This window comes from Mesorhizobium sp. WSM4989 (assembly GCF_029625795.1).
Classification (GTDB): domain Bacteria; phylum Pseudomonadota; class Alphaproteobacteria; order Rhizobiales; family Rhizobiaceae; genus Mesorhizobium.
Genome location: NZ_JARTVN010000002.1, coordinates 1,398,292 through 1,424,385, shown reverse-complemented (window position 1 = coordinate 1,424,385; position 26,094 = coordinate 1,398,292). Strand labels below are relative to the sequence as shown.

At 62.9% G+C, this 26,094-nt stretch carries 19 protein-coding genes and 2 tRNA genes; 5 read left to right on the top strand and 16 right to left on the bottom strand.

Annotated features, from left to right (window positions below; genetic code table 11):
* Positions 1-55 precede the first annotated feature (55 nt).
* Both argS and P9217_RS19520 read right to left on the bottom strand, forming a co-directional pair.
* A complete protein-coding gene (gene argS / locus P9217_RS19525; RefSeq protein ID WP_278087655.1) occupies positions 56-1,813 on the bottom strand; it encodes an arginine--tRNA ligase in 1,758 nt (585 codons plus the stop codon).
* A 60-nt stretch (positions 1,814-1,873) separates the two neighbouring features.
* Entirely contained in the window at positions 1,874-3,091 is a 1,218-nt protein-coding gene (locus P9217_RS19520) for a deoxyguanosinetriphosphate triphosphohydrolase (RefSeq protein WP_067329538.1), read from the bottom strand.
* 70 nt (positions 3,092-3,161) lie between these two features.
* Here P9217_RS19520 and erpA point away from each other — a divergent pair, with 70 nt between their 5' ends.
* From erpA to P9217_RS19500, 4 genes are all read left to right on the top strand, one after another.
* Positions 3,162-3,509 (top strand): iron-sulfur cluster insertion protein ErpA, encoded by a 348-nt coding sequence (gene erpA / locus P9217_RS19515; protein WP_066999964.1) that lies wholly within the window; start codon positions 3,162-3,164, stop codon positions 3,507-3,509.
* A gap of 9 nt (positions 3,510-3,518) precedes the next feature.
* The gene (locus P9217_RS19510; protein ID WP_095778431.1) at positions 3,519-3,911 is read left to right on the top strand and encodes a VOC family protein; all 393 of its coding nucleotides are present in this window, start codon (positions 3,519-3,521) and stop codon (positions 3,909-3,911) included.
* Positions 3,912-3,918: 7 nt separating this feature from the next.
* Positions 3,919-4,713: an exodeoxyribonuclease III gene (gene xth, locus P9217_RS19505; protein WP_095825616.1), complete on the top strand. Its 795-nt coding sequence runs from the start codon at positions 3,919-3,921 to the stop codon at positions 4,711-4,713.
* Positions 4,714-4,792: 79 nt separating this feature from the next.
* Positions 4,793-5,068 carry a hypothetical protein gene (locus tag P9217_RS19500; protein WP_066999955.1) on the top strand — a complete coding sequence of 92 codons (276 nt, stop codon included), beginning with the start codon at positions 4,793-4,795 and terminating at the stop codon, positions 5,066-5,068.
* Positions 5,069-5,083: 15 nt separating this feature from the next.
* On the opposite strand, the gene P9217_RS19495 is transcribed toward P9217_RS19500, so the two are convergent.
* From P9217_RS19495 to P9217_RS19450, 10 genes are all read right to left on the bottom strand, one after another.
* A complete protein-coding gene (locus P9217_RS19495; protein WP_066999951.1) occupies positions 5,084-5,911 on the bottom strand; it encodes a tetratricopeptide repeat protein in 828 nt (275 codons plus the stop codon).
* Entirely contained in the window at positions 5,898-7,622 is a 1,725-nt protein-coding gene (gene ilvD / locus P9217_RS19490) for a dihydroxy-acid dehydratase (RefSeq protein WP_278087657.1), read from the bottom strand. Before ilvD ends, P9217_RS19495 begins: the two co-directional genes overlap by 14 nt.
* Positions 7,623-7,915: 293 nt before the next feature.
* On the bottom strand, positions 7,916-9,160 hold the full coding sequence (locus tag P9217_RS19485) for an OmpP1/FadL family transporter (RefSeq protein WP_278087658.1): 1,245 nt from the start codon (positions 9,158-9,160) through the stop codon (positions 7,916-7,918).
* A 359-nt stretch (positions 9,161-9,519) separates the two neighbouring features.
* A complete protein-coding gene (locus P9217_RS19480) occupies positions 9,520-12,303 on the bottom strand; it encodes a valine--tRNA ligase (protein ID WP_278087659.1) in 2,784 nt (927 codons plus the stop codon).
* A gap of 218 nt (positions 12,304-12,521) precedes the next feature.
* The gene (locus P9217_RS19475; RefSeq protein ID WP_278087869.1) at positions 12,522-13,331 is read right to left on the bottom strand and encodes a PopZ family protein; all 810 of its coding nucleotides are present in this window, start codon (positions 13,329-13,331) and stop codon (positions 12,522-12,524) included.
* A gap of 232 nt (positions 13,332-13,563) precedes the next feature.
* Positions 13,564-14,958 carry a TolC family outer membrane protein gene (locus tag P9217_RS19470; RefSeq protein ID WP_278087660.1) on the bottom strand — a complete coding sequence of 465 codons (1,395 nt, stop codon included), beginning with the start codon at positions 14,956-14,958 and terminating at the stop codon, positions 13,564-13,566.
* 181 nt (positions 14,959-15,139) lie between these two features.
* On the bottom strand, positions 15,140-15,814 hold the full coding sequence (locus tag P9217_RS19465) for a protein-L-isoaspartate O-methyltransferase (RefSeq protein WP_278087661.1): 675 nt from the start codon (positions 15,812-15,814) through the stop codon (positions 15,140-15,142).
* 126 nt (positions 15,815-15,940) lie between these two features.
* Positions 15,941-16,014, bottom strand: a tRNA-Cys gene (locus P9217_RS19460).
* Between the two features lie 177 nt (positions 16,015-16,191).
* Positions 16,192-16,452: a hypothetical protein gene (locus P9217_RS19455; protein WP_066999931.1), complete on the bottom strand. Its 261-nt coding sequence runs from the start codon at positions 16,450-16,452 to the stop codon at positions 16,192-16,194.
* Positions 16,453-16,653, bottom strand: coding sequence for a hypothetical protein (locus P9217_RS19450; protein WP_127214986.1), 201 nt, complete (start codon positions 16,651-16,653; stop codon positions 16,453-16,455).
* 14 nt (positions 16,654-16,667) lie between these two features.
* Here P9217_RS19450 and P9217_RS19445 point away from each other — a divergent pair.
* Positions 16,668-16,742, top strand: a tRNA-Asn gene (locus P9217_RS19445).
* A 92-nt stretch (positions 16,743-16,834) separates the two neighbouring features.
* Here the strand turns inward: P9217_RS19445 and P9217_RS19440 are convergent.
* From P9217_RS19440 to P9217_RS19425, 4 genes are all read right to left on the bottom strand, one after another.
* Positions 16,835-17,725 (bottom strand): FHA domain-containing protein, encoded by an 891-nt coding sequence (locus P9217_RS19440; protein ID WP_164747268.1) that lies wholly within the window; start codon positions 17,723-17,725, stop codon positions 16,835-16,837.
* Positions 17,726-18,617: 892 nt separating this feature from the next.
* Complete coding sequence (locus P9217_RS19435; RefSeq protein WP_278087662.1) at positions 18,618-21,764, bottom strand: efflux RND transporter permease subunit; 3,147 nt, start codon at positions 21,762-21,764, stop codon at positions 18,618-18,620.
* A 78-nt stretch (positions 21,765-21,842) separates the two neighbouring features.
* The gene (locus tag P9217_RS19430) at positions 21,843-22,721 is read right to left on the bottom strand and encodes a hypothetical protein (protein WP_127214972.1); all 879 of its coding nucleotides are present in this window, start codon (positions 22,719-22,721) and stop codon (positions 21,843-21,845) included.
* Complete coding sequence (locus tag P9217_RS19425) at positions 22,708-25,812, bottom strand: efflux RND transporter permease subunit (protein WP_095825623.1); 3,105 nt, start codon at positions 25,810-25,812, stop codon at positions 22,708-22,710. The genes P9217_RS19430 and P9217_RS19425 overlap by 14 nt, the downstream gene beginning before the upstream one ends.
* Positions 25,813-26,094: the final 282 nt, after the last annotated feature.

Sequence of the window (26,094 nt, the reverse complement as noted above, 5' to 3'; positions counted from 1 at the left end):
GGTTGGCCCTTACCAGCGCAATGTGGGCAAAAGGTGACAGGCTTTTTAGTCAAACCTAACGCATTTCGGTAGGCGCATCAGCTCCTATCAGCGTCAGGCCGGAGGTCAAAACATCCGAAACAGCCTGCACCAGCCCCAGTCTGGCATACGTCAATTGTGGGTCGTTAACCTTAACAAAACGTAAGTCTGGGTTGTCGGTGCCCCGATTCCAGTGTGCGTGGAAGCTCGACGCCAGATCGTAGAGGTAGAATGCCAGCCGGTGCGGCTCCAGCGCAAGCGCCGCGGATTCGATTAGCCGTGGATATTCAGCGAGTTTCCGGATCAGGCCGATTTCGCCCTCGTCCGTCAGCGACGCAACCGAAGCCACAAGCCGGTCGCGGTCGAAATTCGCTTCGCCCAATTGCTCGCTCGCCTGCCGGAACACCGAGTGGCAGCGCGCGGAAGCGTATTGCACGTAGAACACCGGATTGTCCTTGGACTGCTCGGTGACCTTGGCGAAGTCGAAATCGAGCGGCGCATCATTCTTGCGGTAGAGCATCATGAAGCGGATCGGGTCGCGGCCGACCTCCTCCACCACGTCGCGCAGCGTGACGAAATCCCCTGACCGCTTCGACATCCGGACCGGCTCGCCGTCGCGGAACAGCTTCACCAGTTGGCAGAGCAGGACCGTGAGCTTGACCGTGTCGCCGGCGACCGCGCGCGCCAGCGCTTCGAGCCGCTTGACGTAACCGCCATGGTCGGCGCCGAGCACATAGATGAGATCGACGAAGCCGCGCTCGACCTTGTCCTTGAGATAGGCGACGTCGGCGGCGAAATAGGTGAACGAGCCGTCCGACTTCACCAGCGCCCGGTCCATGTCGTCGCCGACCGCGGTCGAGCGGAACAGCGTCTGCTCGCGGTCTTCCCAGTCGTCCGGCTTCTCGCCCTTCGGCGGCGGCAGCTTGCCCTTGTAGATATGGCCCTTCAGCGTCAGGTCGGCGATTGCCGCGCGGATCTTCTTGGCGTTGTCGGCATGCAGCGTGCGTTCGGAGAAGAACACGTCATGATGCACGTTGAGCAGCGCCAGATCCTCGCGGATCATCGCCATCATCGCGTCGACCGTGCGATCCTTGACGATCGCCAGCGCCTTGTCTTCCGGCATCTCCAGCAGGCCGAGGCCGAACTGTTCGGCCAGCGCCTGCCCGACGGGTATCAGATAGTCGCCTGGATAAAGGCCTGGCGGAATCTCGCCGACTGCTTCGCCGAGCGCCTCGCGATAGCGCAGCATGGTCGAGCGTCCAAGCACGTCGATCTGCGAGCCGGCATCGTTGATGACATATTCCTTGGTCACATCGTAGCCGGCGAAGGCCATCAGGTTGGCTAAAGTGTCGCCGACGACGGCGCCCCGGCAATGGCCGACATGCATCGGGCCGGTCGGATTGGCCGAGACATACTCGACGTTGGCCTTGCGGCCGCCGCCGATTTTGGAGCGGCCATAGTTGCGGCCCTCGCCGAGCAGCACTGCCAAATGCGCCTGCCAGAAGCCGTCCTTCAGCCGGAGATTGACGAAGCCCGGGCCGGCAACATCGGCGGAAGCGATGTCGGCATCGCTGCGCAGCGCTGCGGTCAGCTGCTCGGCCAGCGCGCGCGGGTTCTGGCCGGTGGGCTTTGCCAGCACCATCGCCGCATTGGTGGCAAGGTCGCCATGACCGGCGTCGCGCGGCGGCTCGACCGCGATGCGCGACAGATCCAGCGCTCCGCCATCCTTGTCCTTCAGATCAAGGGCTTCGACGGCTCTTACGATCCGCGCGTTGAAATCGGCGAAGATATTCATCGGGTATGCTCTGGGCTTTAAGAGGGACCGGCTGCTTGGCCGACAAAATCGTGGCTCGCCCTAGCCCAAATCCGGCGTATGGTCAAACAATCGCCTGTGCTCCTTGAGCGCATAGGTATCGGTCATTCCGGCCAGGAAATCGGCGACGCTGCGCGCCTTGATGCGATCCTGCGCCCTGTCGAGCCCTTCGCGCCAGCCGTCCGGCATGGCGCGCGGGTCGGCGAAATAGACATCGAACAGGTCGCGGACGATCTGCTCGGCGTCGGCCCGCACGCGCATCACTTCGGCATGCCGGTAGAGATGCTTGTAAAGAAAGGCCTTCAGCTCCTTTTCGGCTGCCGCCATTTCGGCCGAGAAGGTGACCATCGTCTCACCCGCGGCCCTCACCGCATCGGCGCTGTCCGGCTTGAGGCGCTCGATATTGTCGGTAGCGGCAGCAATAACATCCTCCACCATCAGCGTGATCTGCCGCCGCATCAGCTCGTGGCCGGTGCGAACGTCGTCGAGTTGTGGGTAGCGGGCGCGCACGCCACTCAGGATCGAGCCCGGCAGGCCGATGTCTTCCAGCATGTCCAGCGTCAGCAGGCCGGCACGCAGGCCGTCGTCGATGTCATGCGTGTTGTAGGCGATATCGTCGGCGATCGCGGCGCACTGCGCCTCGATGCCGGCGAAGCGGTCGAGCTCGAGGTCGTGCAGTGCGGAATAGTCGCGGATCGCCTGCGGCACGGGGCCCTTGAGCCCCTTCCCGCTTGCATCGGTAAGCGGCCCGTTATGCTTGACCAGCCCTTCCAGCGTCTCCCAGCTGAGGTTCAACCCGTCGAACTCGGCGTAGCGCCGCTCGAGCCGGGTGACGACGCGCAACGACTGCGCGTTATGGTCGAAGCCGCCCCAGCCGGCCATCTTTTCGTTCAGCGCCTCCTCGCCGGTATGGCCGAAAGGCGTGTGACCGAAATCGTGCACCAAGGCCACTGCCTCCGCCAGATCCTCGTCGCCGCGCAGCGCGCGTGCCAGGGCGCGGGCAATCTGCGCCACCTCGATCGAATGCGTCAGCCGGGTGCGGTAGTGATCGCCCTCATGCGCAATGAACACCTGCGTCTTGTGCTTCAGCCGGCGGAAGGCGGTGGAATGGATGATGCGGTCGCGGTCACGCTGGAATGGCGTCCGGGTCGGACTTTCCGGCTCATCGAACAGGCGGCCGCGCGAGCGCGCCGGATCGCTCGCGTAAACGGCGCGCGGCCGGTAGCCGAAACCGATCTCACCGAGAGCATCCTTGCCCATTCGCCCACCAGTTGACTTGCCCCCGTCCGCTTCATACCTATCATGGGAAACCGAAAGCAAGGTGACGCCGATGGGCGCGGATGCCAAGACTGCCATGAAGGTCGAAATGACCGAAGCGGCCGCGAAGCGGATCGCCAGGATTCTGGCCGGCGAGCCGGGCAAGAATGCCTTGCGCGTTTCCGTCGAAGGCGGCGGCTGCTCCGGCTTCTCCTACAAGTTCGATCTCGTCGATAGTCGCAACGACGATGACGTAGCCATCGAGAAGGATGGCGCCACGATCCTCATCGACGACCTCTCGCTGGTCTATATGGGCGGCTCGGTGATCGATTTCGTCGATGACCTTATGGGTCAGTCTTTCCAGATCCGAAACCCGAACGCCGTCGCCTCCTGCGGCTGCGGCACCAGCTTCTCCGTCTAGCGGGCCGCCATGCCCACGGTCGGCGCGGTCCGTCAGGTCGCGCTGTCGGCCGGGCGCGATCTCGATAGAACGCTGGCTTTCTGGCACGATGTGCTCGGCATGAGCGTGCATGCGCGCTACGATCCGCCGGGCATCGCCTTCATCATCGCGGGCGGCGTGCGGCTGTTTTTTGGCGACGGCGTGCCCCCCGGCACCGTCTATCTCGATATTGCCGGCCTCGAGGCCTTCCATGCTGAGGCGAAAGCCGCCGGTGTTCCTTTCACCGCGTCGCCGGCGCTGGTCCATCGCGACACCGAGGGCCGGTTCGGTCCGGCGGGGGAAAGCGAATGGATGGCCTTTCTAAAGGATCCGGCAGGCAATACGATCGGCCTCGTCGAGCGCCTTGCGCCGGAAGAACATTGAGGTCCGCATGAAGATCGTCACCTGGAACATCAACGGCGTTCGCGCCCGCATCGGCAACCTCACCCACTGGCTGACCGAGAGCGCGCCGGACATCGTGTGCCTGCAGGAGATCAAGACGGTCGACGACCAGTTCCCGCGCGCCGAGATCGAGGCGCTGGGCTATAATGTCGAGACCAACGGGCAGAAGAGCTTCAACGGCGTCGCTCTCCTGTCGAAGCTGCCCTTCGACGAGGTCAATCGCGGTTTGCCTGGCGACGATGCCGACGACCACGCGCGCTTCATCGAAGGCGTCTTCTCGACCGATAAGGGCGCGCTGCGGGTCGCCTCCCTCTATCTGCCAAACGGCAACCCAGTCGAGGACGAGCGGAAGTTTTCCTACAAGCTGTCATGGATGGCGAGGCTAGAGCGCTGGGCGGAAGAGCGGCTGAGGCTCGAGGAAGCGCTGGTGCTGGCCGGGGACTACAACGTCATCCCCGAGCCCGCCGACGCCAGGTTCCCCGAAAACTGGCGTAGTGACGCGCTATTCCAGCCTCAGACGCGGCAGGCCTTCCGGCGCCTGAAGAATCTCGGGTTCACGGAAGCCGTGCGCGCCGTGACCGATTCGCCGGATGTCTATACTTTCTGGGACTATCAGGCCGGGGCCTGGCAGAAGAACAACGGCATCCGCATCGACCATCTATTGCTGTCTCCCGAAGCCGCCAACCGCTTCTCGTCGGCCTCGGTGGAAAAGCACGTCCGCGCCTGGGAAAAACCTTCCGACCACGTGCCGGTGGCCATCGATCTGCGCTTGCAGCCGGCCTGAAGGCGCTGCTTGCGGGCTCTTGCCGAACCCTGATGTCGCCACAAATCGCGCGTTTGATGCGGGATTGTTGCGGGGTTCGATGGCGATCCGATTTGTTCTTTGCCCGGTCGGCCTTGCGCTGGCATTTGCCGCGCCAGCGCTCGCGGCCCCGGAGTGTCTTGCCAACGGCAAATCGTTCAAGCTCGGTGAGACGGCCTGCCTGACCATTGCCGGCGAAAGTCACCTCGCCCGCTGCGATATGGTTCTCAACAACACGTCCTGGACGAAGGTCCAGGACGACTGCCCCGGCGAGAATCAGGCGCCGAAACTGCACCCGACCTCAATCACGGCGCCGACGGAACCTACCGAAAATTGAAGCCGAAGCTGCGGCCTACTGGTCGCCGTTGTTGCCCTTGGTCAGGATGTCGTCGGCGAGCGAAATCGCCGTGCGACGGTCGGCTTCGCCAGCCGCGGCGAAGGCCTCTTCCTGCATGCTGCGGATCCAGGGCTGATCCGCCGGCGGGGCACGCTCCAAGGCAGCCGTCATCATCGCCAGGCCGCGCACGATCTTGCCGCTCTGGAACAACAGATTGCCGAGCGTCGCCTGCGCGCCGGCATGGCCTTTTTCGGCCGCGAGTTGCAGCCAGCGCCCGGCCTGCTTGACGCTGGCCTTCACGCCGCCCTCGCCTTTCAGGAACATCTGACCGATCTCGAACTGCGCGTTCGGGTTGCGGTAGTTGGCGGCGGCGCGCATGTAGTATTCCTGCGCCGCAACCTCGTTCTCCTCGACCGGGCTGCCGGGGATACCTTTGCGCAGATAGTCGCCGAGCGCGACAAGCGCATCGGAGACATAGCTTTCCTCGGGCGAGCCGGGCTCGACATCCTGATCGACGATCTCGGAGAAGAACTTGAAGGCCGCATAGTCGTCGCGGGCCACGCCGTCGCCCTGGGCATACATGCGCGCAAGCTTCCAGGTGGCGCCGATCTGGCCGTTCTCGGCGGCATATTTATAGGCCTCGACCGCTTGGTCCTTGTGGCCGTTCTTGTAGGCGGAGAAGCCGAACTGGAACACCGCCCACGGGCTCGACTGCGGCTTGACCCCGGTCTTGTCGTCGAACACCTTGTCGTCGAAGGCCATGACCTGCCCGACGGCGCCCAAGGTCGCCACCGCGACCAGTGCCGGCAAGACAAATGACCTCAACACCTCAAATGTCCGCATAGCAGTGTGTTTCTTTTGCGCCGCCCGGATGGGTGACCGCGCCGTCGCGGGCCGACCCTACGGTCTGCGCATATTTCCAGATCGCGCCGGACTGATAGTCGGTCTTGCGCGCCTTCCATTTCTTGGCCCGGGCCGCCAGTTCGGCATCCGACAGCGCCACCTCGATCGTGCCGTTAACGGCATCGATAGAGACCACGTCGCCATTCTTGATGAGCCCGATCGGCCCGCCGACCGCCGCCTCCGGCCCGACATGGCCGATGCAGAAACCACGTGTAGCACCGGAAAAACGCCCGTCGGTGATCAGCGCCACTTTGCCGCCCATGCCCTGGCCGTAGAGCGCTGCCGTCGTCGACAGCATTTCGCGCATGCCCGGACCGCCGCGCGGCCCCTCGTAGCGGATGACGAGAACCTCGCCCTCCCGGTAATTGCGCTGCGTGACCGCTTTGAAGCACTCCTCTTCCGAATCGAAGCAGCGCGCCGGGCCTGAGAATTTCAGCTCCGACATGCCGGCGATCTTCACGATCGCGCCTTCGGGGGCGAGGTTGCCCTTCAAGCCCACAACGCCGCCTGTCTTGGTGATTGGCCGACTGGCGGGACGCACAACATCCTGGCTCTCATTCCAGGCAACGTGCTCCATGTTTTCGGCCAAAGTGCGGCCAGTGACCGTCATGCAGTCGCCATGCAGATAGCCGTGGTCGAGCAGCGTCTTCATCAAGAGCGGAATGCCGCCGGCCTCGAACATGTCCTTGGCGACATATTTGCCGCCGGGCTTGAGGTCGGCGATATAAGGCGTCTTTTCGAAGATCGCCGCCACGTCGAAGAGGTCGAACTTGAGACCCGCCTCATGCGCGATCGCCGGCAGATGCAGTGCCGCGTTGGTCGAGCCGCCGGTGGCCGACACGACCGTCGCGGCATTCTCCAAAGCCTTGCGGGTAACGATGTCGCGCGGCCGGATGTTTTTCGCGATCAGCTCCATGACCTTTTCGCCGGAGGCGAAATTGAACCGGTCGCGCATTTCGTAGGGCGCCGGCGCGCCGCAGGAATAGGGCAAGGCCAGCCCGATCGCCTCGGCGACCGTCGCCATGGTGTTGGCGGTGAACTGGGCGCCGCACGACCCTGCCGACGGACAGGCCGCCTGCTCGATCTCGAGCAGCTCGGCATCGGAGATCGTGCCGACCGAATGCTGCCCGACCGCCTCGAACACATCCTGCACGGTGATCTGCCTTCCGCGGTAGCTGCCGGGCAGGATCGAACCGCCATAAATGAAGATCGACGGCACGTTGAGCCGCACCATCGCCATCATCATGCCGGGCAGCGATTTGTCGCAGCCGGCAAGCCCGACCAGCGCGTCATAGCAATGGCCGCGCATGGTGAGCTCTACTGAATCGGCGATCACCTCGCGCGACACCAGGGACGACTTCATGCCCTGGTGGCCCATGGCGATACCGTCCGTGACGGTGATGGTGCAGAATTCGCGCGGCGTGCCATTGGCGGCCGCGACGCCCTTCTTCACCACCTGCGCCTGGCGCATCAGTGAGATGTTGCAGGGAGCGGCCTCGTTCCAGCAGCTGGCGACGCCGACCAGCGGCTGCGCGATCTCGGCCGCCGACAGTCCCATGGCGTAAAGGTATGAACGATGTGGTGCGCGCGCCGGACCTTCGGTCACGTAGCGGCTGGGCAGCTTGGCCTTGGAGATTGCCTTGGCGTCCATCGTCGTCCTTGCCGCACACCCCGCGGCCGGTCCCATCGCCGAGCCAACCTGGCACGCATCCCGAGACCTATTCGAGTTGCCCCGGGTTTATGGCGGGAAATGGGCAGTTCCCTCGGCTAGCCTTTTAGCTTCGGGGTTGTTCATAAACTGTTGCTGAAACGTCACAATCGTCTGAAGCGCCGGCTGTGCAGCTAATTTGCAACACAGGATCGGCCAACCAGCCCAGGCGTTGATTGCCCAACAGAAAAAGGCCGGGCGGTGCCCGGCCTTCTTCGCGGAATTGCGGGAGCGGCTTAGAACTTGATCTTTATGCCACCCGAGATCGCCGTGACCAGATCGTTGCCGAAGTCGTAGCTGGCGTCGGTGCCGGCCTGATAACCGTTGTCTCCGGTCACGATGCCGGAATGCCCGCTGGTCAGCACACCGAATGCACCAGCCAACCGAACCTCGATGTTCGGCCGCGGCGTGTAGGCAACGCCGCCCCCGAGTGTCCAAGTATCGGTCTGCGCGCCATAGCCGTGCGAAGTGCCGCGATCCCAGGTGAGCTGACCGGCGGCGCTCCACTGATCGTTGAACTTATGGCCTATGCCGCCGGACACCGTCCAACCGTCGCGATACATCAGGTCCAGCGAGGTGGCCTGAAGAGAGCCGGAAGCATCATTGCCCGTAAAACATGCGGCGGTGGGAGTCCCGACAATACAAATGGGAACGCTCTGCAGCACGCTCCAGTTCACCCATTTGATCGAACCGAAAGCAAGCCAGCCTGGCGCGATGCCGGATTGCAATTTCAACTCCACGGAGTCCGGCATGTACTGAGTGCTGCCGTAGATCGGCGCAGAACCCGTGGGTAATGTCGGTGACGTCAGGGTGCCGGAGATGTTGTCGAGCTTGACCTGGGAATTATAGACCAAGCTGGCGCGGAGTGCGATCTCAGGGATTTCGTAGGCAACGCCAGCGCGCCAGCCCCAGCCGCTGGCCTCCAGGTCGACGCGGCCAATCGGTGACGGCCCAACTGGATTGAAACCCACTAAGCTTTGCTTGAAGCCTGAAATATCCTGGTAGAACGCGCCGCCGATAAAGCGGAGCTGGCCCTTACCGACATCGAACTTGTATGAACAGGTACCAGCGTAGTTATTGCTCTTGATGTCCGTTTCAACGTTGGAAAAAGCGCCATTCCACGACGCGCCAGGGGCGGTGTGAGCGCCCCACGGCTGTGAATAGTCGATCATACAGTCGACGCCCGGCACAACCTGAACCTTGCCCCCGATGCGCGGCACCCAATAACCCTCGGCGCCATCCGCCGTGGAACTGAGAAAATTGAATGTCCCATTCAGACCAGTCGCATTCTTGTACTTGCGATCCGGCATCACATAGGTAGCTTCCGCTTCCGTCGCGAACGGCGCCGGGTCGAACAGCAGGTCGATGTCGTAGCCGCCGCGCTCGAGCCCACCGGCATGCACCGGGTGCATCGCCGCTCCGATCAAAGCCAGCGAAAAGCACCCTGCCCCCAGCAGTGCTTTGAGCCGCAAAACGTTCATGGAAATCCTCCCCGAAACACGAAGTGGGGCAAGCTAGAACCAATTCAGGTTAACGGCGCAACAACGAATTCGTGAGCTGTACATGTACACCTTGACAGCTCGTATTTTCGCCATGGTCATCGACCGCCCATTGAGCCTAAAAGCGGCTCACTCGGGATCGGCGCGAGAGAAAAAATTGCAAAAACGGTCCGAAACAGCTCAAAAACGGGCCATTTTGAACGGAATAGGCCCCATTGTTACATTACGGCAACAATGGGCCAAAACTTTCCGTTTACGTCAAAATTAACCCAACGGCAGGCCCTTATCCGAGTGTAGTGACGCTTCGTAAAGCGCCCTCCAGCGGAGCCGAATCTTGCCGGTCACCCGGCGTCTCGGACCCTGGTCAGGGCGACTGAAAGCTTCTCTTGCGCCTCGCGATATTCGGCGAGCTTTTCGCGCTCTGCCTCGACCACCTCCTGCGGCGCGTTGGCGACGAACTTCTCGTTGGAGAGCTTCTTGTGCAGGCGGGCGATCTCCTCGGTCACCTTGGCCAGTTCCTTCTGCAGCCGCGTTGCTTCGGCCTGAAGGTCGATCAGGCTGCCGAGCGGCAGACAGACGGTCGCCTCGTTCAGGACGATCTGGGCCGAGCCTTTCGGCGGCGCATCGACCAGCGCGATGTCGCCGACGCGCGCCAGCCGCTTGATGGCCTGGGCGTGGCGCTCCAGCCTTTCCTGTGTAAGGGCATTGGCGCCGATCACCATCAGCGGCGCGATCGCCGCCGGCGGCACGTTCATTTCCGAGCGCACCGAGCGAATGCCGGAGACGAGCTCGACCAGCCAGTTGATGTCGGCGGCAGCCTCGTCATCCTCGAAATCGGGTGCGGGCCAGGCGGCGTGGCAAAGCAGGGAGGTGCGTTCCTTCCCCTCGCCCGCGGTCTGCGCCCACAGCTCCTCGGTCATGAACGGCATCATCGGGTGCAGCAGCTTGTAGATCTCGTCCAGCACGAAGGCGACACAGGCCCGGCTCTCCGCCTTGGCCGCCTCGTCCGTGCCCATGAACACCGGCTTAAGCAGTTCCAGATACCAGTCGCAGAACAAGTTCCAGACGAAGCGATAGGCGGCGCCGGCCGCCTCGTTGAAGCGGTAGGTGGTGATGCCCTCCGTGATCGCCCGCGCCGCCCGCGTCAGCTCGGTCAGGATCCAGCGGTTGACCGCGAGCTTGGCGTCGTGCAGCCAGAAATCGTCGTTCCTGGCGACCTCGTTCATTTCGGCGAAGCGCGTGGCGTTCCAGAGCTTGGTCCCGAAATTGCGGTATCCGGCGATACGCGCCGGGTCGAGCTTCACGTCACGCCCCTGCGCCGCCATCACGGTCAAGGTGAAGCGCAGCGCGTCGGCGCCATACTCGTCGATCAGGTCGAGCGGGTCGATGACGTTGCCTTTCGACTTCGACATCTTCTGCCCGTTCTTGTCGCGCACCAGCGCATGAACATAGACCGTGTGGAACGGCTCCTCGTTCATGAAATGCAGGCCCATCATCATCATCCGGGCCACCCAGAAGAAGATGATGTCGAAGCCGGTCACCAGCACGTCGGTCTGGTAGTAGGTCTTCAGCTCCGGCGTCTGGTCAGGCCAGCCGAGCGTCGAGAACGGCCACAGCGCCGAGGAGAACCAGGTGTCGAGAACGTCCTCGTCGCGCGTCAGGATCTCGCCCGGCTTGAAATTCTCAAGCTTGTCCTCGACCCAGGCCTTCCACGGGCCTTCCAGTGCCAAATAATATTCGACCGCCGCAGCCAGCGCCTCCTCTTCGGTCTTCTCGACGAAGACGCGTCCGTCCGGCCCGTACCAGGCCGGAATCTGGTGCCCCCACCACAGCTGCCGCGAGATGCACCAGGGCTGGATGTTCTCCATCCAGTCGTAATAGGTCTTCTCCCAGTTCCTCGGCACGAAGTTCGTGCGGCCCTCGCGCACAGAGGCAATGGCCGGCTTGGCGAGCTCCGCCGCGTTGACGTACCACTGGTCGGTGAGGAACGGCTCGATCGGCACGCCGCCGCGATCGCCATGCGGCACGGTGTGGCGATGCGGCTCGACCTTTTCCAGGAAGCCGCCCGCTTCCATCAGCTCGACGATCTTCTTGCGCGCCACGAAGCGATCCAGCCCGTCGAGCTCATCCCAGACGGCCTGGCGCTGCGGCGTCACTTCAAGACCTGCAAGGAACTCCTCGTTATCCTTGAGCTTGATGTAGGCTTCGACGGTCAGGATGTTGATCGCCGGCAGCTTGTGGCGCTTGCCGACCTCAAAGTCGTTGAAGTCATGCGCCGGGGTGATCTTGACCGCGCCGGAACCCTTTTCCGGATCCGAATACTCATCCGCAACAACCGGTATCCTGCGGCCGACGATCGGCAGGATGACGTTCCTGCCGACCAGGTCGCGAAACCGCTCGTCGTCGGGGTGAACCGCCACCGCCGTGTCGCCCAGCATGGTTTCCGGGCGTGTCGTGGCGACGGTGATGAACGTCTGCGGATTCTCGGGATCGAACGCCAGGCCTTCGACCGGGTAGCGGAAATGCCAGAGATTGCCGTTGACCTCATGCTGCTCGACCTCGAGGTCGGAAATGGCCGTCAACAGCTTCGGATCCCAGTTCACAAGGCGCTTGTCCTTGTAAATCAGTCCCTGCTTGTAGAGGGTGACGAACACCTCCAGCACCGCCTTGGACAGACCCTCGTCCATGGTGAAGCGCTCTCGGCCCCAGTCGGCCGAGGCACCGAGCCGCCTCAGCTGGTTGAATATCGCGCCGCCGGATTCGGCTTTCCACTCCCAGACCTTGTCGATGAACTCCTCGCGCGTCAGGTCGCGGCGATGGATCTGCCTCTCCATCAGCTGCCGCTCGACCACCATCTGCGTGGCGATGCCGGCATGATCCATGCCCGGCTGCCACAGCACATTTTTGCCGCGCATGCGCTCGAACCGCACCAGGATATCCTGCAGCGTGTTGTTGAGCGCGTGCCCCATATGCAGCGAGCCCGTAACGTTCGGCGGCGGGATGACGATGGTGAAGGCTTCCGCCCCTTCCTCCGCGCCGGCGCCGGCGCGGAACGCATCGGTCTCTTCCCAGATTTTGGCGATCTTCGGCTCGACGGTCTTGGCGTCGTAGGTTTTATCAAGCATGGAGGAAGTCCGAACTGTCGGGAACAAGCGTCCGGTGTAAATCGGAAGCTCTTGGCCGAGTCAACCGCGAGAAGGATGAGCCGCCTTGCCCAGATAGGCTTGCGGCGATCAGCGGCAAGCCCACGACTCATCGCAAGACAAATCGCGCGGCCGCATTTTCGCGGAGATAAAAAGCATGGCCCGACGGCGGCGCTTTTACGCTGAAAGCCCAGACGAAATCACTGCGCGCCGCGCGCCACGCGCTCGATTTCCTCGCGCACCAGCCGTTCGACCAGTGTCGGCAGGTTGTTGTCGAGCCAGTCCTGCAGCATCGGTCGCAGCATCTCCTCGGCCATCTCGTCGAAGCTCTTCTTGCTGCGGCTGGCGAAGGCATCGGAAAGCTCGCCGAAGGCCGCCGCGACCTGACGGCCCGCATGCTCGGACAGGATTGCCGGCCGGGCTGGCGGCAGGTCGGACGAGGATGGCGCCGGAACGTTGCCAGGCGCCGCGGTTTCGGCCGTTGGCGCCGCAAGATCCTCCTCGTCGATCTCGACTTCGGGCGCCACTTCCGGAGTTGCTACCTTCGCCTTGACGGAACCTCCGCCAACGGCGGCGATCTCGCGCCGCCAATCGGCGACGATGGTATCGGCACCTTGCGGCACGCTCGCCGCGCTCCCCGCAACCGCCGGGGTGTCCGGCTCGGCGGCTACCCTGGCCCCGACTTCCGCCAGGGTGGTGGGAGCGGGCGCGGTCTTCACCGGTTCAGGGCTCGTCTCGGCGATCGTCGGATCGGACGCCGCAAGCTGGGCCTGTATTTCCGCCAGACTCACCGGCTTGCTGGGAGCGGATCCGACGTTGAGCTCGGAACGGAAGGCATCATCAAGGTCGGCCGTCTGCGCCGCCGGCGTCGGCCGGAGGTCCTGGCGAACGTCACCGTTGTCCGCCGCCGGTTGCTTGCGGCCGGTGTCGCTGTCCTCGATGATCCTTCGGATGGAAGCAAGTATCTCTTCCATGGAAGGTTCGCGCTGCGCGCTGCTCGCTGTCGCCATCGTCACATCCGCCGCCCTTGTGACCATTCAAGATTTCCATTCCGGCTAGACCGGAATTCGAATCAATGCGGACAGCGTAACCGACCGATCGTCATCCGAGAATCCCCAATCTGGGGAGACGTTGGATTTCAACAGATTAGCTCGCCATGCCGCCGACAGCCGACCGTTTGGTTCCAATGCAAAAGCGCCGCGCATCCATTGGACACGCGGCGCTTTTGGAAATGCCAAAGGATCAGCGACCGTCCGGCGTGCGCAGCCCGATCCACTTGTCCTTGACGGCGTTGTAGTGCTCTTCCGGGTTGTATTTCGTGACCGCCAGGCCGAGTTGGCCGGCGGACAGGCGGCCAATCGCCGACAAGATGGCGTAGCTCGCCACGACGACATCGCGCTCGGAGCTCGCCTGGTTGATCCTGGCGGTGATGACGGCGTTCTGCGCGTTGAGCACGTCGAGCGTCGTGCGCTGGCCGACATTGCGTTCTTCGATGACGCCGTTGAGCGCCAGTTGCGCGGCGGCGATCACCTGCCTGTTGGCATCCACGCTTTCGCGCGCGGCGGTGTATTGCGTCCACGCCGAAGCCACGGCCTGGCGCACCTGGTCGCGACTGACGTCGACCTCGATGCGGGCCTGGCTGAGCGATTCCTTCGATTGGCGGACCAGCGCAGAGGTGCGCCCGCCCGAATAGATCGGCACGGTAAGCGTTGCACCGATATTGGCCGAATTGGTCGTTCCTTCGGAACCCGCCGATGCAAAAACGCCGGGCGAGGTGTTGCGATACTGGCTCGAAATCCCGGCGCTGGCGGAAAGCTGCGGCAAAAGCGCCCCTTCGGCCGACTTAACCGAAAAGGCCGCGGCGTCGACGAGATGCTCGGTGGCAAGGATGGCCGGATGCTCCGCGGCGGCGATGGCGAAGGCCGAATCGAGGCTTCCCGGCAGCAGCTTTCCAACCGGCGCGGCAGCCCTGAGCTTGCCCGGCTCGTCGCCGATGATCTGGTGGTAGGTCGCAGCGCTTGCCAGCGCCGTCGCGCGAGCGCTGGCGAGTTGCGCCACCGCGGTCGCCCGCGAGGCATCGGCCTGTGCGACGTCGGTGCGGGTGCCCTCTCCGACCTCGAAGCGCGACCGCGCGGCGCGCGCCTGCTCGGTCAGGAATTGCAGGTTCTGTGCGGTCAGGACCGCGATCTGGCGATCGCGGATCACATCCATGTAGGCGCTTGCCGCGTTGAACAGGATGTTCTCTTCGGTGTTGCGGAGACTTTCTTGCGAGGCCCTGACCTGCGCTTCGGCGGCGGCGACATTGTTCTTGGTTTGAAAGCCGTCGAACAGCGTCTGGTCGATCTCAACCCCGAAATTGCCCGTAGTGATATTTAAGGTTTGACCAAGGTTGTTGTTGCGGCTGCTCGTGTAGTCGATGCTAGCCGATCCCCTGATCGTCGGGCGGTAGCCGGACTTGGCGATGGCCACGCCCTCGTCGGTGACACGGGTGCCCGCGCGGGCGGAATTCAGCTGGGAATTGTATTGATAGGCTTTGGCGAGCGCGCCGGTGATGGTTTCGGCGGATGCTGCCAGCGGCGAAAGCGCGGTCGCCGAAACAAGTATGGCTGATAGAAAAGTCTTGTGTAGGGGCGGCACGTATTATCCCTCATTCGTTTGCATGGGAACCACGCCGCGCACCTTTTCCTTCCGGATCAGCTAGCGCCGCGTGTTTATCGTCCCCCGCTGACAGCCCCCGAAAATGCACGTGAAGCAAATCAGCAACGATTGTTCAAGCGCAAGCGATCATGTCAGCGCCTTCGCTGCAAGGCAAAACCGCTCAAAATTCGAACGCATGAGCACGTTCGAACCCCGGTAGTGGCTTAATTGCCGCATTAAATGCGCGTCTGCCGGTTACAACCCCCCCGGCCTTGACAAAAAGACGCGCAACGCCGGAGTTGCCCTGCCCCTCGACCACAACCAGCCGTCCGTCCTCGGCGAGCTGGCCGAGCAATGCCGCGGGCACCTCCTCGACGCTGCCGCCGATGAAGATGACGTCATAGGGCGCCGCGGCGGCATGACCCTGCGGTAACGGCCCGATCACTACGGTGGTGTTCTGGCAATTCAGTGCCGAAAGGGTCGACTTCGCGGCTTCGGCAAGCGCCGGGTCGCTTTCGAGCGCAACCACCGATTTTGCGATTCGGGAAAGCAGCGCGGCCGAATAGCCGGTGCCGCAGCCGACATCGAGCACCGAATCGGTGTCGCTGATTTCGGCCAGTTGCAAAAGCTTGGCGAGCGGTGACGGTTCCATCAGATAGCGGGCACCGCCGCCACTGACGCCATCGGTGATGCGGATGTCCTCGTCGATATAGGCTAGGTCCCGCTGCCCGGCGCCGACAAAAGCCTCGCGCGGCACGGAAAGCATCGCTTCGATCAGCGGCGCGCTGGTCACATCGGTGGTGCGGATCTGGCCATCGACCATCTTCACGCGGCGTTCGGAGAAATCAGCGTTCATGTCCCAACCAACCCGCTTCCCGCGCCCAATTCGCTGCCCGCGCCCGATCCGATTTCCAGGCAAATGACGCGGGCCAATTCGACCGGAACCTAGCGCCCCGGCGCGACAGCGCCGGAGCCCGGGCATTGGAGGCCTCGCCCGGAATCGAACCGGGGTGCAAGGATTTGCAGTCCTCTGCGTAACCACTCCGCCACGAGGCCTTCCATGCTCCCGGCGTTCCGGGGCAACTCAATATGTTGGCGGTGAAAGGTCGTCAAGCACCGGCAAGTCATTCCCGATGCTTTCCCATCCGTCATCGAAGGCAGTGGTTGCCGATTGCTTGCGGCCGATCCCGATGGCGTCGCCGGCACCTGCCGGACCTTCTACCTGCAAAGCGCTCAATCCGGCCGCCGGCGGCGTTCCCACCAGACGACGAAGCGGCGCCTGTGACGACGCACCAATGCGAATTCGTAGGACAGGACCAGCAGGCCGATCGGAACCATCCAGAAACCGAGAATCGGCAGAAAGCCCAGAATCCCGCCGATTGTGAGCAGCACGCCGATCGCGATCCGCAATCCCCGCGAGCGCGGCATGGAGAAGTCGCGGCCGAAGACCGTGATCTTGCGCGCCGGTGGGTTATCGTCGTCAGTTGCCGTCATTCAAAGCCAGATCCCATCTGCGCGGCCGATGTCATAAATACCAAAGGACGACCAGCCGCATTGTTCCATGCCGGTGTCAAGCCGCTCATATGTGGGCACGCCGAGACGATGCCACAAATCGCCGCACGAAAAACTGCAGAAAAATTGCGAATTGCTGCTTTGCAAAGCCGAAAGGTGTTTGCTATAGGCTGCGCCACTCACGTCAGAGCCTCCGTTCCCCGGTAGCTCAGTGGTAGAGCAACCGGCTGTTAACCGGTTGGTCGCTGGTTCGAATCCGGCCCGGGGAGCCAATTGCCATTGAATTTCACTGAATAAACTTCCGATTCTGCAAGCGCGCGGCGCTGGATCCGGCAGCATGCGGCAACGGTCAAGCCGGGCCGGGTCAGTCTGAGAAAATTTCGTAGTAAAGGATTTCGGCGTCGTCGAGGGACGATCTCCGTCCAGGCGAGATGACGCCGGAGCCGAAGAGAAGAATATCTTCGCGGCGCACGAATACCTCATGGTCGGGTCCCATCGACACAAAGGTGCCCGACGAGCTTCGCTCGATAAGCACGGCCTTGCCATTCGAAATGGTGAAGGTCGCGTGGTGCCTTGAGACCCAGGGCCGCTGGATGACGATGTTGCATTCCGGGGATCGGCCGATCGTCACCAACTCGTTGTTTCGGCAGGATCGCAACTGATCTCCATAGCGGATGACCAGATTGATCTGCCGCGGCGGGGCGGAGCGTCTCTCGATAACCGTGCCCCGGCTGACGATTTGCGTACTGAGGGCCCGATCCTCGCTCCCCAGGGTATAGACATCGAAGAGTTCTTGCTTTCCCTTGAAAGCCATTTTGTCGAGGAGCCGCAGGGCACTGCGGCTATCCGCGCAAAGGGCTTCGAAGAAGCTCTGGCTGATCAGCACCTCCCCGGGGTTGGCCGTGGTGGACAACCTTGCGGTGACATTGATAACGTCTCCGAATACCGCGCCCCGCGCGCGAATGACCGCCCCGAAATGCAATCCGATCCGGGCGTGCAACGGCCCTTTCGTCAGTTCGCTGCTGATTTGGAAGACGGCCCTCAGCGCCGCCTCCGAACTGTCGAACAGGCTGAGCACGTCATCGCCCTTCGAGTAAATGAAGTCACCGCCGTGCCGGGCGACGATCTCGCGTATCGCGTCGAGGCAATCCGAGATCTGCTGCAGAGCTGCATCGTCGCCGATGCGCTCATAGAGCGGCGTGCTGCCCACGACATCAGCTAGGAGGACTGCGGCCAGAAGTCTTTCCTGATCCATCGGCTCGTATCCGACCAAGAACGCAACGTATAGCATAAGTCGCCCTCCTTGCCCGCCTGGGAGCCGGGTGCTGTGGCGAGACCACCTTGCACGGACAACCCGGCCTTGTTGCCGCCCTGGCAACTGCACAAGACTTTCCACGGCTATGACCAAGGCTGCCAAGCGCACGTTGAAGCGCAAGCGGACGATGCGGTCCGGAACAGCATTCCGAAAGCGACGAGAGGATAGCGACGAATAGGCGCGGCATACGGGCCGGTTCAGGGTAATGCTGAGCGGCGCCCGTGAGACGAGCGGGTGGAGTGTATCATTTTAATACAATCCTCAATTTGTAGACTCCTGCGATGCATCGGCAGCTAGTGTTCTCCGTCCAGGCTAGTGGAGGGAGCCGCGGACCGGGAGGAAAAAGATGTCCATCCAAAAGGAAGACTATCGCACGAACCGAGCCGACTATGCCTTTGCCGCGAAAGGCCAATCGGCCGTCGATGTGGGCCGCAACGAGATTCTAGAAAGAAGAAAGAAGACTCTCTGGCTAAGAGATCCGCGAATCGCCAGATTGGCCGCAAATCCGTGCGAAAGCCTTCCAGGACCAAAACCCAGACCGCGCGGGAATTAGCGACGTTGCTTCACTTATGGATGCGTGCCCCATCATAGCGGCAGGAGCGTATAGCCGGTGCCGTATTTCGTTTCCTAGGCCCGCCGGCTAGGCCCAGCCCTGTTGGCCTGCCCGCTTTGTGAAGACGAAATCACGGACGCGTTCCTTGCTGCTTCAAGTCCTCCGAGTTTTGTAAGTTGTCATGCTGTTTCGCTGCGCGATCGAGATCGCCAACGGTATAGCCGGTGGATTGGATGCGGTAGAGTCACGAACGTTCTGCTCTAGGTCTCGGGCCTTGTATCAAAGGGGAGATGGTTCCAGGCCGAGACCTGTGGTCCGCGCCGGCGATCGCGCCTGCAGCGAACCGAGTCTGAGATAGATGGCAGGCACGACGAAGAGGTTCAGAAGCGTTGACGTGATCAGCCCGCCCAGAATGATGATGGCCATCGGATGTTCGATTTCCTGCCCGGGAATGTTGCCGGTGACAACCAGGGGGACGAGCGCAAGACCGGTCGCCAGCGTCGTCATGAGAATGGGCGAAAGGCGTTCACGCGCGCCGCGCAGGACAAGTTCCGGTCCGAAGGGCTCGCCCTCCTCGCGCTCCAGATGCAGGAAATGGTGGATCAGAAGCACCCCGTTGCGGGCCGCGATGCCCAACACCGTCAGGAACCCCACGAGGCCGCCTAGCGAGATGATGCCGTCGCCCAGATACGCGGCGATGACCCCGCCGACCATAGCGGCCGGCAGTGACAGGAAAACCAGGGCAGCGAGCCTCCAGCTTCTCAAGGAGGCCTGCAGCAGCATGAAGATTACGACCGCGGCGACAACAGAGGCATAGACGAGCCTGCTTTGCGCAGCGTTGCGTTCCGCCGCCTCGCCCAGCAGCTGGGCATGATAGCCGAGCGGAAACTCGAACTTGGCCAGGCGCTCCTCAACCTCATGGACGACCGAGCCCAGGTCGCGGTCGCGCACGTTGGCATGCACGTCATGGCGGCGCGAGGCGTTCTCACGTTTTATGGTGCTGGCCACCGGGGCAATCTTGACTTCGGCAACGTCGCCGAGCCGGACCTGACCGCCGTCGGGAGTATCGAGGAGAACGTTCTGTACGTCGTCGAGGCCGCGCCGCGATTTGGGCGTCGACCATACCATGACGTCATACACCTTTCCGATGCGATGAACGTCGCTCACCTCGTGACCGGCGAAGATCACGGCAGCAGCGCGACGAACATCGCCGGGCTTGAGACCCCTGGAAGCCGCCTTGGCGATATCCACGGTGACCTGAATTTGCGGTACCGTCTTCTGCGGCTCCTCGTGTAGGTCGATCAGGCCCTCGATGCCGGTCAGGGCGTCGCGGACCCTCACCGCCTGCTCCCGCAACATCGCCGCGTCAGGCCCGAAAATCCGAACCACTATCGACTCGCCCGACCCGGTGAGCACTTCCTTCACGCGCTCGCGAAGGTAGGTCTGGACGTCGCGATAGATACCGGGATAGCCGCCGACCGTGTCCTGAACCGCTTTCAGGGTCTCGTCATAGTCGACCTTCGGATCGACGCTGATCCAGTTCTCCGTGAAGTCGATGCCCACCACCTCGTCGGCCACCAGCGCCCGGCCGATGTGAGCGCCGAAGTTGCGCACCCCGGGAATGGATCTCAGTTCTTTGCTGGCAGCCACCGTCATCCGGTACATCTCTGCATGCGATGTCCCGGGCGGCGTCAGCCAGTGCATGAGGAAGTCACGTTCCTTGAAGGAGGGCAGGAGCGAGGTTCCGAGCAGCGGCCAAACGGCCAATCCCGCGACCACGACGAACGCGGTGATCCCAAAGATCGTGCGAGGAGCCGCGATGATCCGCGACAGCATGGCGGCATAGCCTCGCTGCAACCGCCCGACAAGCGGCGAGACGCGCTCGATCGGCGCTCCTTGAAGCAGGATAAGGCAGAGTGCCGGCGTCACCGTCAGCGCCACGGCCATCGAAGCGAGGAGCGCGATGGAATAGGACGTCGCCAGCGGTACGAAGAAAGTGCCCGACAGCCCCCCCATGAAGAACACAGGGACGACCGAGATGACGATGATGAGGGTCGCGGCGACGATCGGGCTGCGGATCTCGAGCGATGCTTCCAGGATAACTGATGCCACCGATTTGCCAGCGCCGCTGCGGCGATTCTCGCGCAATCGCCGCGTGATGTTTTCAACGTCGATGATAGCGTCGTCCACCACCGATCCCACCGCCACGACGAAGCCGGCCAGCACCATCGTGTTGATGGTCGTTCCGAGCCAGTAGAGAACAAGTCCCGCCGCGACCAGGGAGAGCGGGATCGCCAGCAGGCTGATGAGCGCCACCCGCCACTCGAACAGGAAGGCGCCGAGAACGCAGACCACCAGGACCGATCCCACCAGCAAGGCCATTGTCAGATTATGGATCGAGAGCTCGATGAACGTCGCCGGGCGGAAGATCTGCAGGTCGACGTCGATGCCCTTGAGGCCGTCCCTCATTTCGGCGAAGGCGGCCTCGACGCCGCGCGTGACCTCCAGCGTATTCGCCCACGGGAACTTCTCGACGATCAGCATCATGCCGGGACCGTCATTGATCACAGCGTCGCCGATCGGCAGCGGTTCCCCCCAGGTGACGTCGGCAAAGTCCGCCAGTACCAGTCGCTCGCCGGCTTTTGACTCGACCGGAATTCTCTTGACGTCCTCCAGCTTCACGCTGGACGCTATGTCGGCGCCGACATACAATCGCTGGTTGTCGGTGTCGATGAAGCCTACGGTCTGGCTCTTGGCTGAGCTCGACATCGGCAGCAGGCCGAAGTCCAGCGCATCGGCCGAAGCCTCCATGACCTCGTTCAGCGTCACGCCGTGTTTCAGCATGCGTGCGGGATCGACCTGGATCTGCAGCTGTTTGAGCTTTTCGCCCCACATCGCCACGTTGGCGACGCCGGGCACGCGCAGCAGGCGGAAGCGAATCTTCCAATAGGCGGTCATCGACAGGTCGAGCTGAGTGAGCTCCTTCGACGAAAGGCCGATCTTCATGGTCCTGCTGGTCGACGACAAGGGCTGCAGCATGACGGGCGGGCTCGAGCCGAACGGCAGTCTGGCCGACGCAAGCTGCACTCGCTCCTGGACGAGCTGCCGGGCGTGCATGATGTCGGTTCCCCGCTTGAAGATCATGACAATGGAGGACAGCGACATCACGCTCTTCGAGCGGATGACGTCGAGTTCCGGTGTGCCGCGCAGTGCATCCTCGAGGGGAATGGTGATCAGCTCCTCGACCTCGGCGGTCGACATGCCGATACCCTCGGTCTGAATCTCCACCAGCGGCGGGGAGAATTCGGGGAAGACGTCCACGGGCATCTTGCGGAACACGTCCAGACCCAGCAGCACCATCAGCGCTGCCGCGGCCAGTACCAGATACCGGTATTTCAGATTCGTGCCGATGATCCAGCGGAACATGGCCCTGTCCTTTGTTCGGATGATTGGACGCCGGCTAACTCAGGCGTTCGCAAGCGACGGAATGTCTTTCACGCCCGCTCAGTGGCCGCCAAACTTCAATTCAACCCCCATCAGCTCGACCGCGCCGACCGACACGACCGGCGTGCCGCGCGCTGGTCCGTCCGACAGCACTGCTATGTCGCCAAGGACGCGCTCGACAGCCACTTTTTGGCGGACGAAGACGAGCGGCTCCGGATTGGAGTAGAGCCAGCTGTCCCCGTGCTCGTCATAGACAACCGACGAGTAGGGCACGATCTTCGCCATGCTGCCGCTCTCCGGCGCCTTCATCGCCACGAACGCATGATCGCCTGGCTTGACGCCGCTGCTTGCCTCGAGGAATTCAAAGAACCGCCCGTCGTCCCGGTCCTTCACCGCCACCGGCCGCGCCGTGTAATATTTACCGGAGCGGCCTTGGCCGGTCAGCAGCACGACCACTAGACCGTCCTTATCCTCGTCCGCCGGGTTGGCGACGCCGAAAATCTCGGCAAACTCGTCGTGGTCGCCGGTCTCGTCCTCGTCATCCTCGTCGTCGACAACCGCGATCAACATCTGGCTCGCCGCGTCCACAGGCACCTTGATCAGGGATTGCCGTGCTTGGCCGCTTTCACCGGCCGGCGCGATGGAAGCCGTCTCCGTAATTGCATTCACCGACGGTTCACCGCTCGCAATCTCGACCTGGGCGTTCATCATCATCCACCGCTTGGCCGTCTCCTCCCGCAGCGCTTCGGTCTGGATGCTCAGTCGTTTGGCAGCCTGTTCGGTCAGAACCACGCGTGGAAATGGCGAACCTGCGACCTCTACCAGCTTGGCAGGCGCGCCTGCGGGCGACTCCGCGACCGCGAGGGGTCCCGTGGCAACCACGACGAAAGCCACACCGGCGACGAGGGATGACTTAAGAAAAAGCCTATTGCGAAGCATGTGCAACTCCTCCAAGGCGTCGTGAAACCGGGCCGGAATGGAGCATCATGGCCGGTAGGACGAACAGATTGATCAGGACTGAAATGACTGCGCCTGCGATCACGACCCATCCCATTGGATGCAAAATCTCCAGACCGGCGGCGCTGCCCATGACCACTGCGGGAAGGAAGGCGAGGCAGGTGACCAGCGTGCTCGTCAGCATAGGCGCAAAGCGCTCGCGCGCGGCCGCCGCGACACGGTCCGGCCAGGATTCGTCACCCTCCCCGGTCTGATCGACGCGGCTGGCCAGAACCAGACCGTTGCGGAGTGCAAGCCCGAGGACGGCGAGAAGTCCGGCAAGCGCCCCAACCGAAACGGTGCCCGTTACCGCCACGAGGATCGCCGCGACGCCACCCGACACTGCCACCAGCGAAAGGAACATGCCGGTCGCCAGTCGCCAGCTTTGCAGCGCCGCCTGCAGCAGGAAGAAGATCAGCACTGCCGCCGACGCTGCGAAGAGCGTCACCTGCAGCATGGCTGCACGGCTCTCGGCATACTCGCCCCGAACGTAGGCATGGTATTCGAAGGGGAGCTGCACCTTCTTGAGCTCTGCCGCCACGTCTTCCGCCACTGCCGTGACGCTGCGGCCTGCGACGCTGGCGTGAACGTCCATGCTGCGCGTGACGCCGTCACGCTCGATGGTGCTCAACTGCGGCACCATCCGCACCTCGGCGATATCGCCAAGGCGTGTATGCGGGCGATCAGGCGTTTCGATCAGAAGATTCTCGACGTCGGCGATGCTGCTTCGTGCGTTGGGAGCCCCCCAAACGACCACTTCGAAGACCTTTTGCTGCTCGAACAGATTGCCAACCTCGAGCCCGGCGAAGACCGTCGCTGCCGCGCGCCGGATGTCTCCCGGTTTCAGTCCACGTGCGGCAGCCTCCGCAACGTCGACCTTGACCTCGATTTCGGGCGAGAAAGCGTTCTTGTCGATGCGTACGGAGTTGATGCCGTCAACGGCGGCGATTCTCGCCGCGACGAGCTTTGCCTGCTCTTCAAGCACGGCCGTCTCGGCCCCTTCGATGCGGACCACCACTGGTTCGCCGGCGTCGGCGAAGATCCGCCCGGCCGTACTGGCCAGATAGCCTTCAACCTTCACCTCGAGGTCCGCGAAGCCTTCCATCGTGTCGCGAATTTGCGACAGTGCGGCGGCTCGGTTCCCCCGCTCGTCGAGCCCAATCCAGAGCTGCCCGGATTCGATGCCGGTGACCTGGTCGCCCGTGATGGCCCTGCCGAGATGGCCAGCGACGGAGCTGACTCCATCGATTGCGCGGACTTCGGATTCCAGTCGCGCCATCGTGCGGATCATGGCGGGCAAGGATGCACCCGGCGCGGCCTTGAACGAAACGCGGACGGTGCCTTCGTCAAAGGACGGCGACGGCGACCACTTCAGGGCGGGCGTCGCCGCGAGTAGCGCCAACACTCCGAGACCCACGATCGCATAGGCAGGACCGGTCGTCGCCGAGAACCTCCCCAGCAGCCGCCCATAGGCCGCACCGAACAGCCGCGCCACCACAGGTTCGGACCTGTTTCCTGCTGCGCTGCCCGAACGGAAAAAAACCATCGCGAGGGCGGGCGCCGCCAAGAGCACGACGACCATGGCAGCGGCCACCGTGACGCCATAGGCCTGAGCCAGCGGCCGGAAGAATGCCGCGGTTTCGCCGTCGAGTCCGAGTATCGGAGCGACCGCCAGCAGACCGATCACCGCTGCATAGATCATTGGCTTGCCGATTTCGCCGATCGCATCGAATAGAGGCGCGGCGAGCGGACGGCCGCCACCGGCACGAAGGCGTCGCCCGAGGGCCTCGGCAGCCACTACCGCAGTGTCGACCACGAGGGAAAGCGCGGCCGCGAGGCCGGCCAGGTGGATCAGGTTGAAGATCGGGCTGCTGAAATAGAGAGCGACAAGTGCCGCGACATACGACAGGACGATCGCGACGACGGCGACGCTCGCCGTGCCGACCGGCGTCAAGGACAGGAAGAGGGCTACGGACACGACCACCATGGCGGCGATCACCATCCGGACCAGATTGGCCAAGGCGCTGTCGACATAATCGGAGGCGCGGTAGAGGGAGGCGTCGATGTCGATGCCCGGCATGCCTTGGCTCAACTCCGCGAGCGCAGCTTCGACCCCCGCTACGACCGCTTTGGTGTCGACGTTGGGAAGCTTCTCGACGACGAGGATGAGGCCAGGCTGTCCGTTGATCATCGCATCGCCGATCAGCGGCGGATGGCCTTCGACGACCTCGGCCACGTCTCCTAGCCTGAGCGCGGAAGACGGGACAGCAACCTTCGTCAGGTCGCTGGCCTTGCTGATCGGTTGCACATGCTGGATGCCGAGCCTCTGGTTCGGCGTGTCGATCCAGCCTCCGCTTCCGAGTACTGACGCTTCCAGATAACTGAGCGGCGAGACCCAGAGCGAATCCCCGGCGCTCTCTACGGCCTCATCGAGCGAGACGCCTGCCGATTCGAGGCGCTGAGGTTCGATTTGCACCTGAAGCTGGCGAGCGCGCTGGCCCCAGATCGCGACGTTGGCGACGCCCGGCACGCTGAGCAGCTTCGGCGTCATCGTCCACCGGGCCAGCACCGACATGTCGATCAGCGACACGGTCTTGGACGACAGTCCGACGATCATGGCGCGGCCTGCCGCCGACTTCGGCTGCAGCATGGTGGGCGGCTTCGAGACATTGGGCAGGGCCCAAGCCATCGTAAGACGCTCCTGCACCATTTGTCGGGCTTTCATCGGATCCATGCCGGGCTCGAAGGTGAGCAACACCGAAGCCATCCCCGGCACCGACTTGGAATGAATTGATTTGAGGAACGGCGTCGCGGTCAGAATCTCTTCGAGATTGATGGTCACCAGGCTTTCCACTTCGCCTGTCGACAAGCCGAGCGCCTCGGTCTGCACCTCCACGACCGGCGCCCCGAACTCGGGAAGAGCATCGGTTTTGGCTTTGGGAAGCAGAACGGCACCCGCCGCTACCAAGAGTAGCGCGGCTGCTAGGACCAGATGCCGAAATTCGAGACTCAGCTTGACGAGCGTTTGCAGCACGGCAACCCCCCGCGATTCCGCGGCGCGCGAAAGCGCGCCTGCGACAGATCAGAGACAGTCCCAAAGCGTATCATGCGGGAGGGCGCCGCATAATTAATCAATATTGCAAGGCGCTATTACCGTATATCCGGCGGGTCTCTAACTTTTGGAGTAGAGAAATAGTTCATACAAATTTATTAGGATAGCCACTCACGCCGTGAGTGCTCGCGTCGGTTGCATGCGCGTGTGTCTGTTTCCAGCGAAAGGCTGGACGTGCTCTGGCGCAATTTGCCTCGGTCGGGG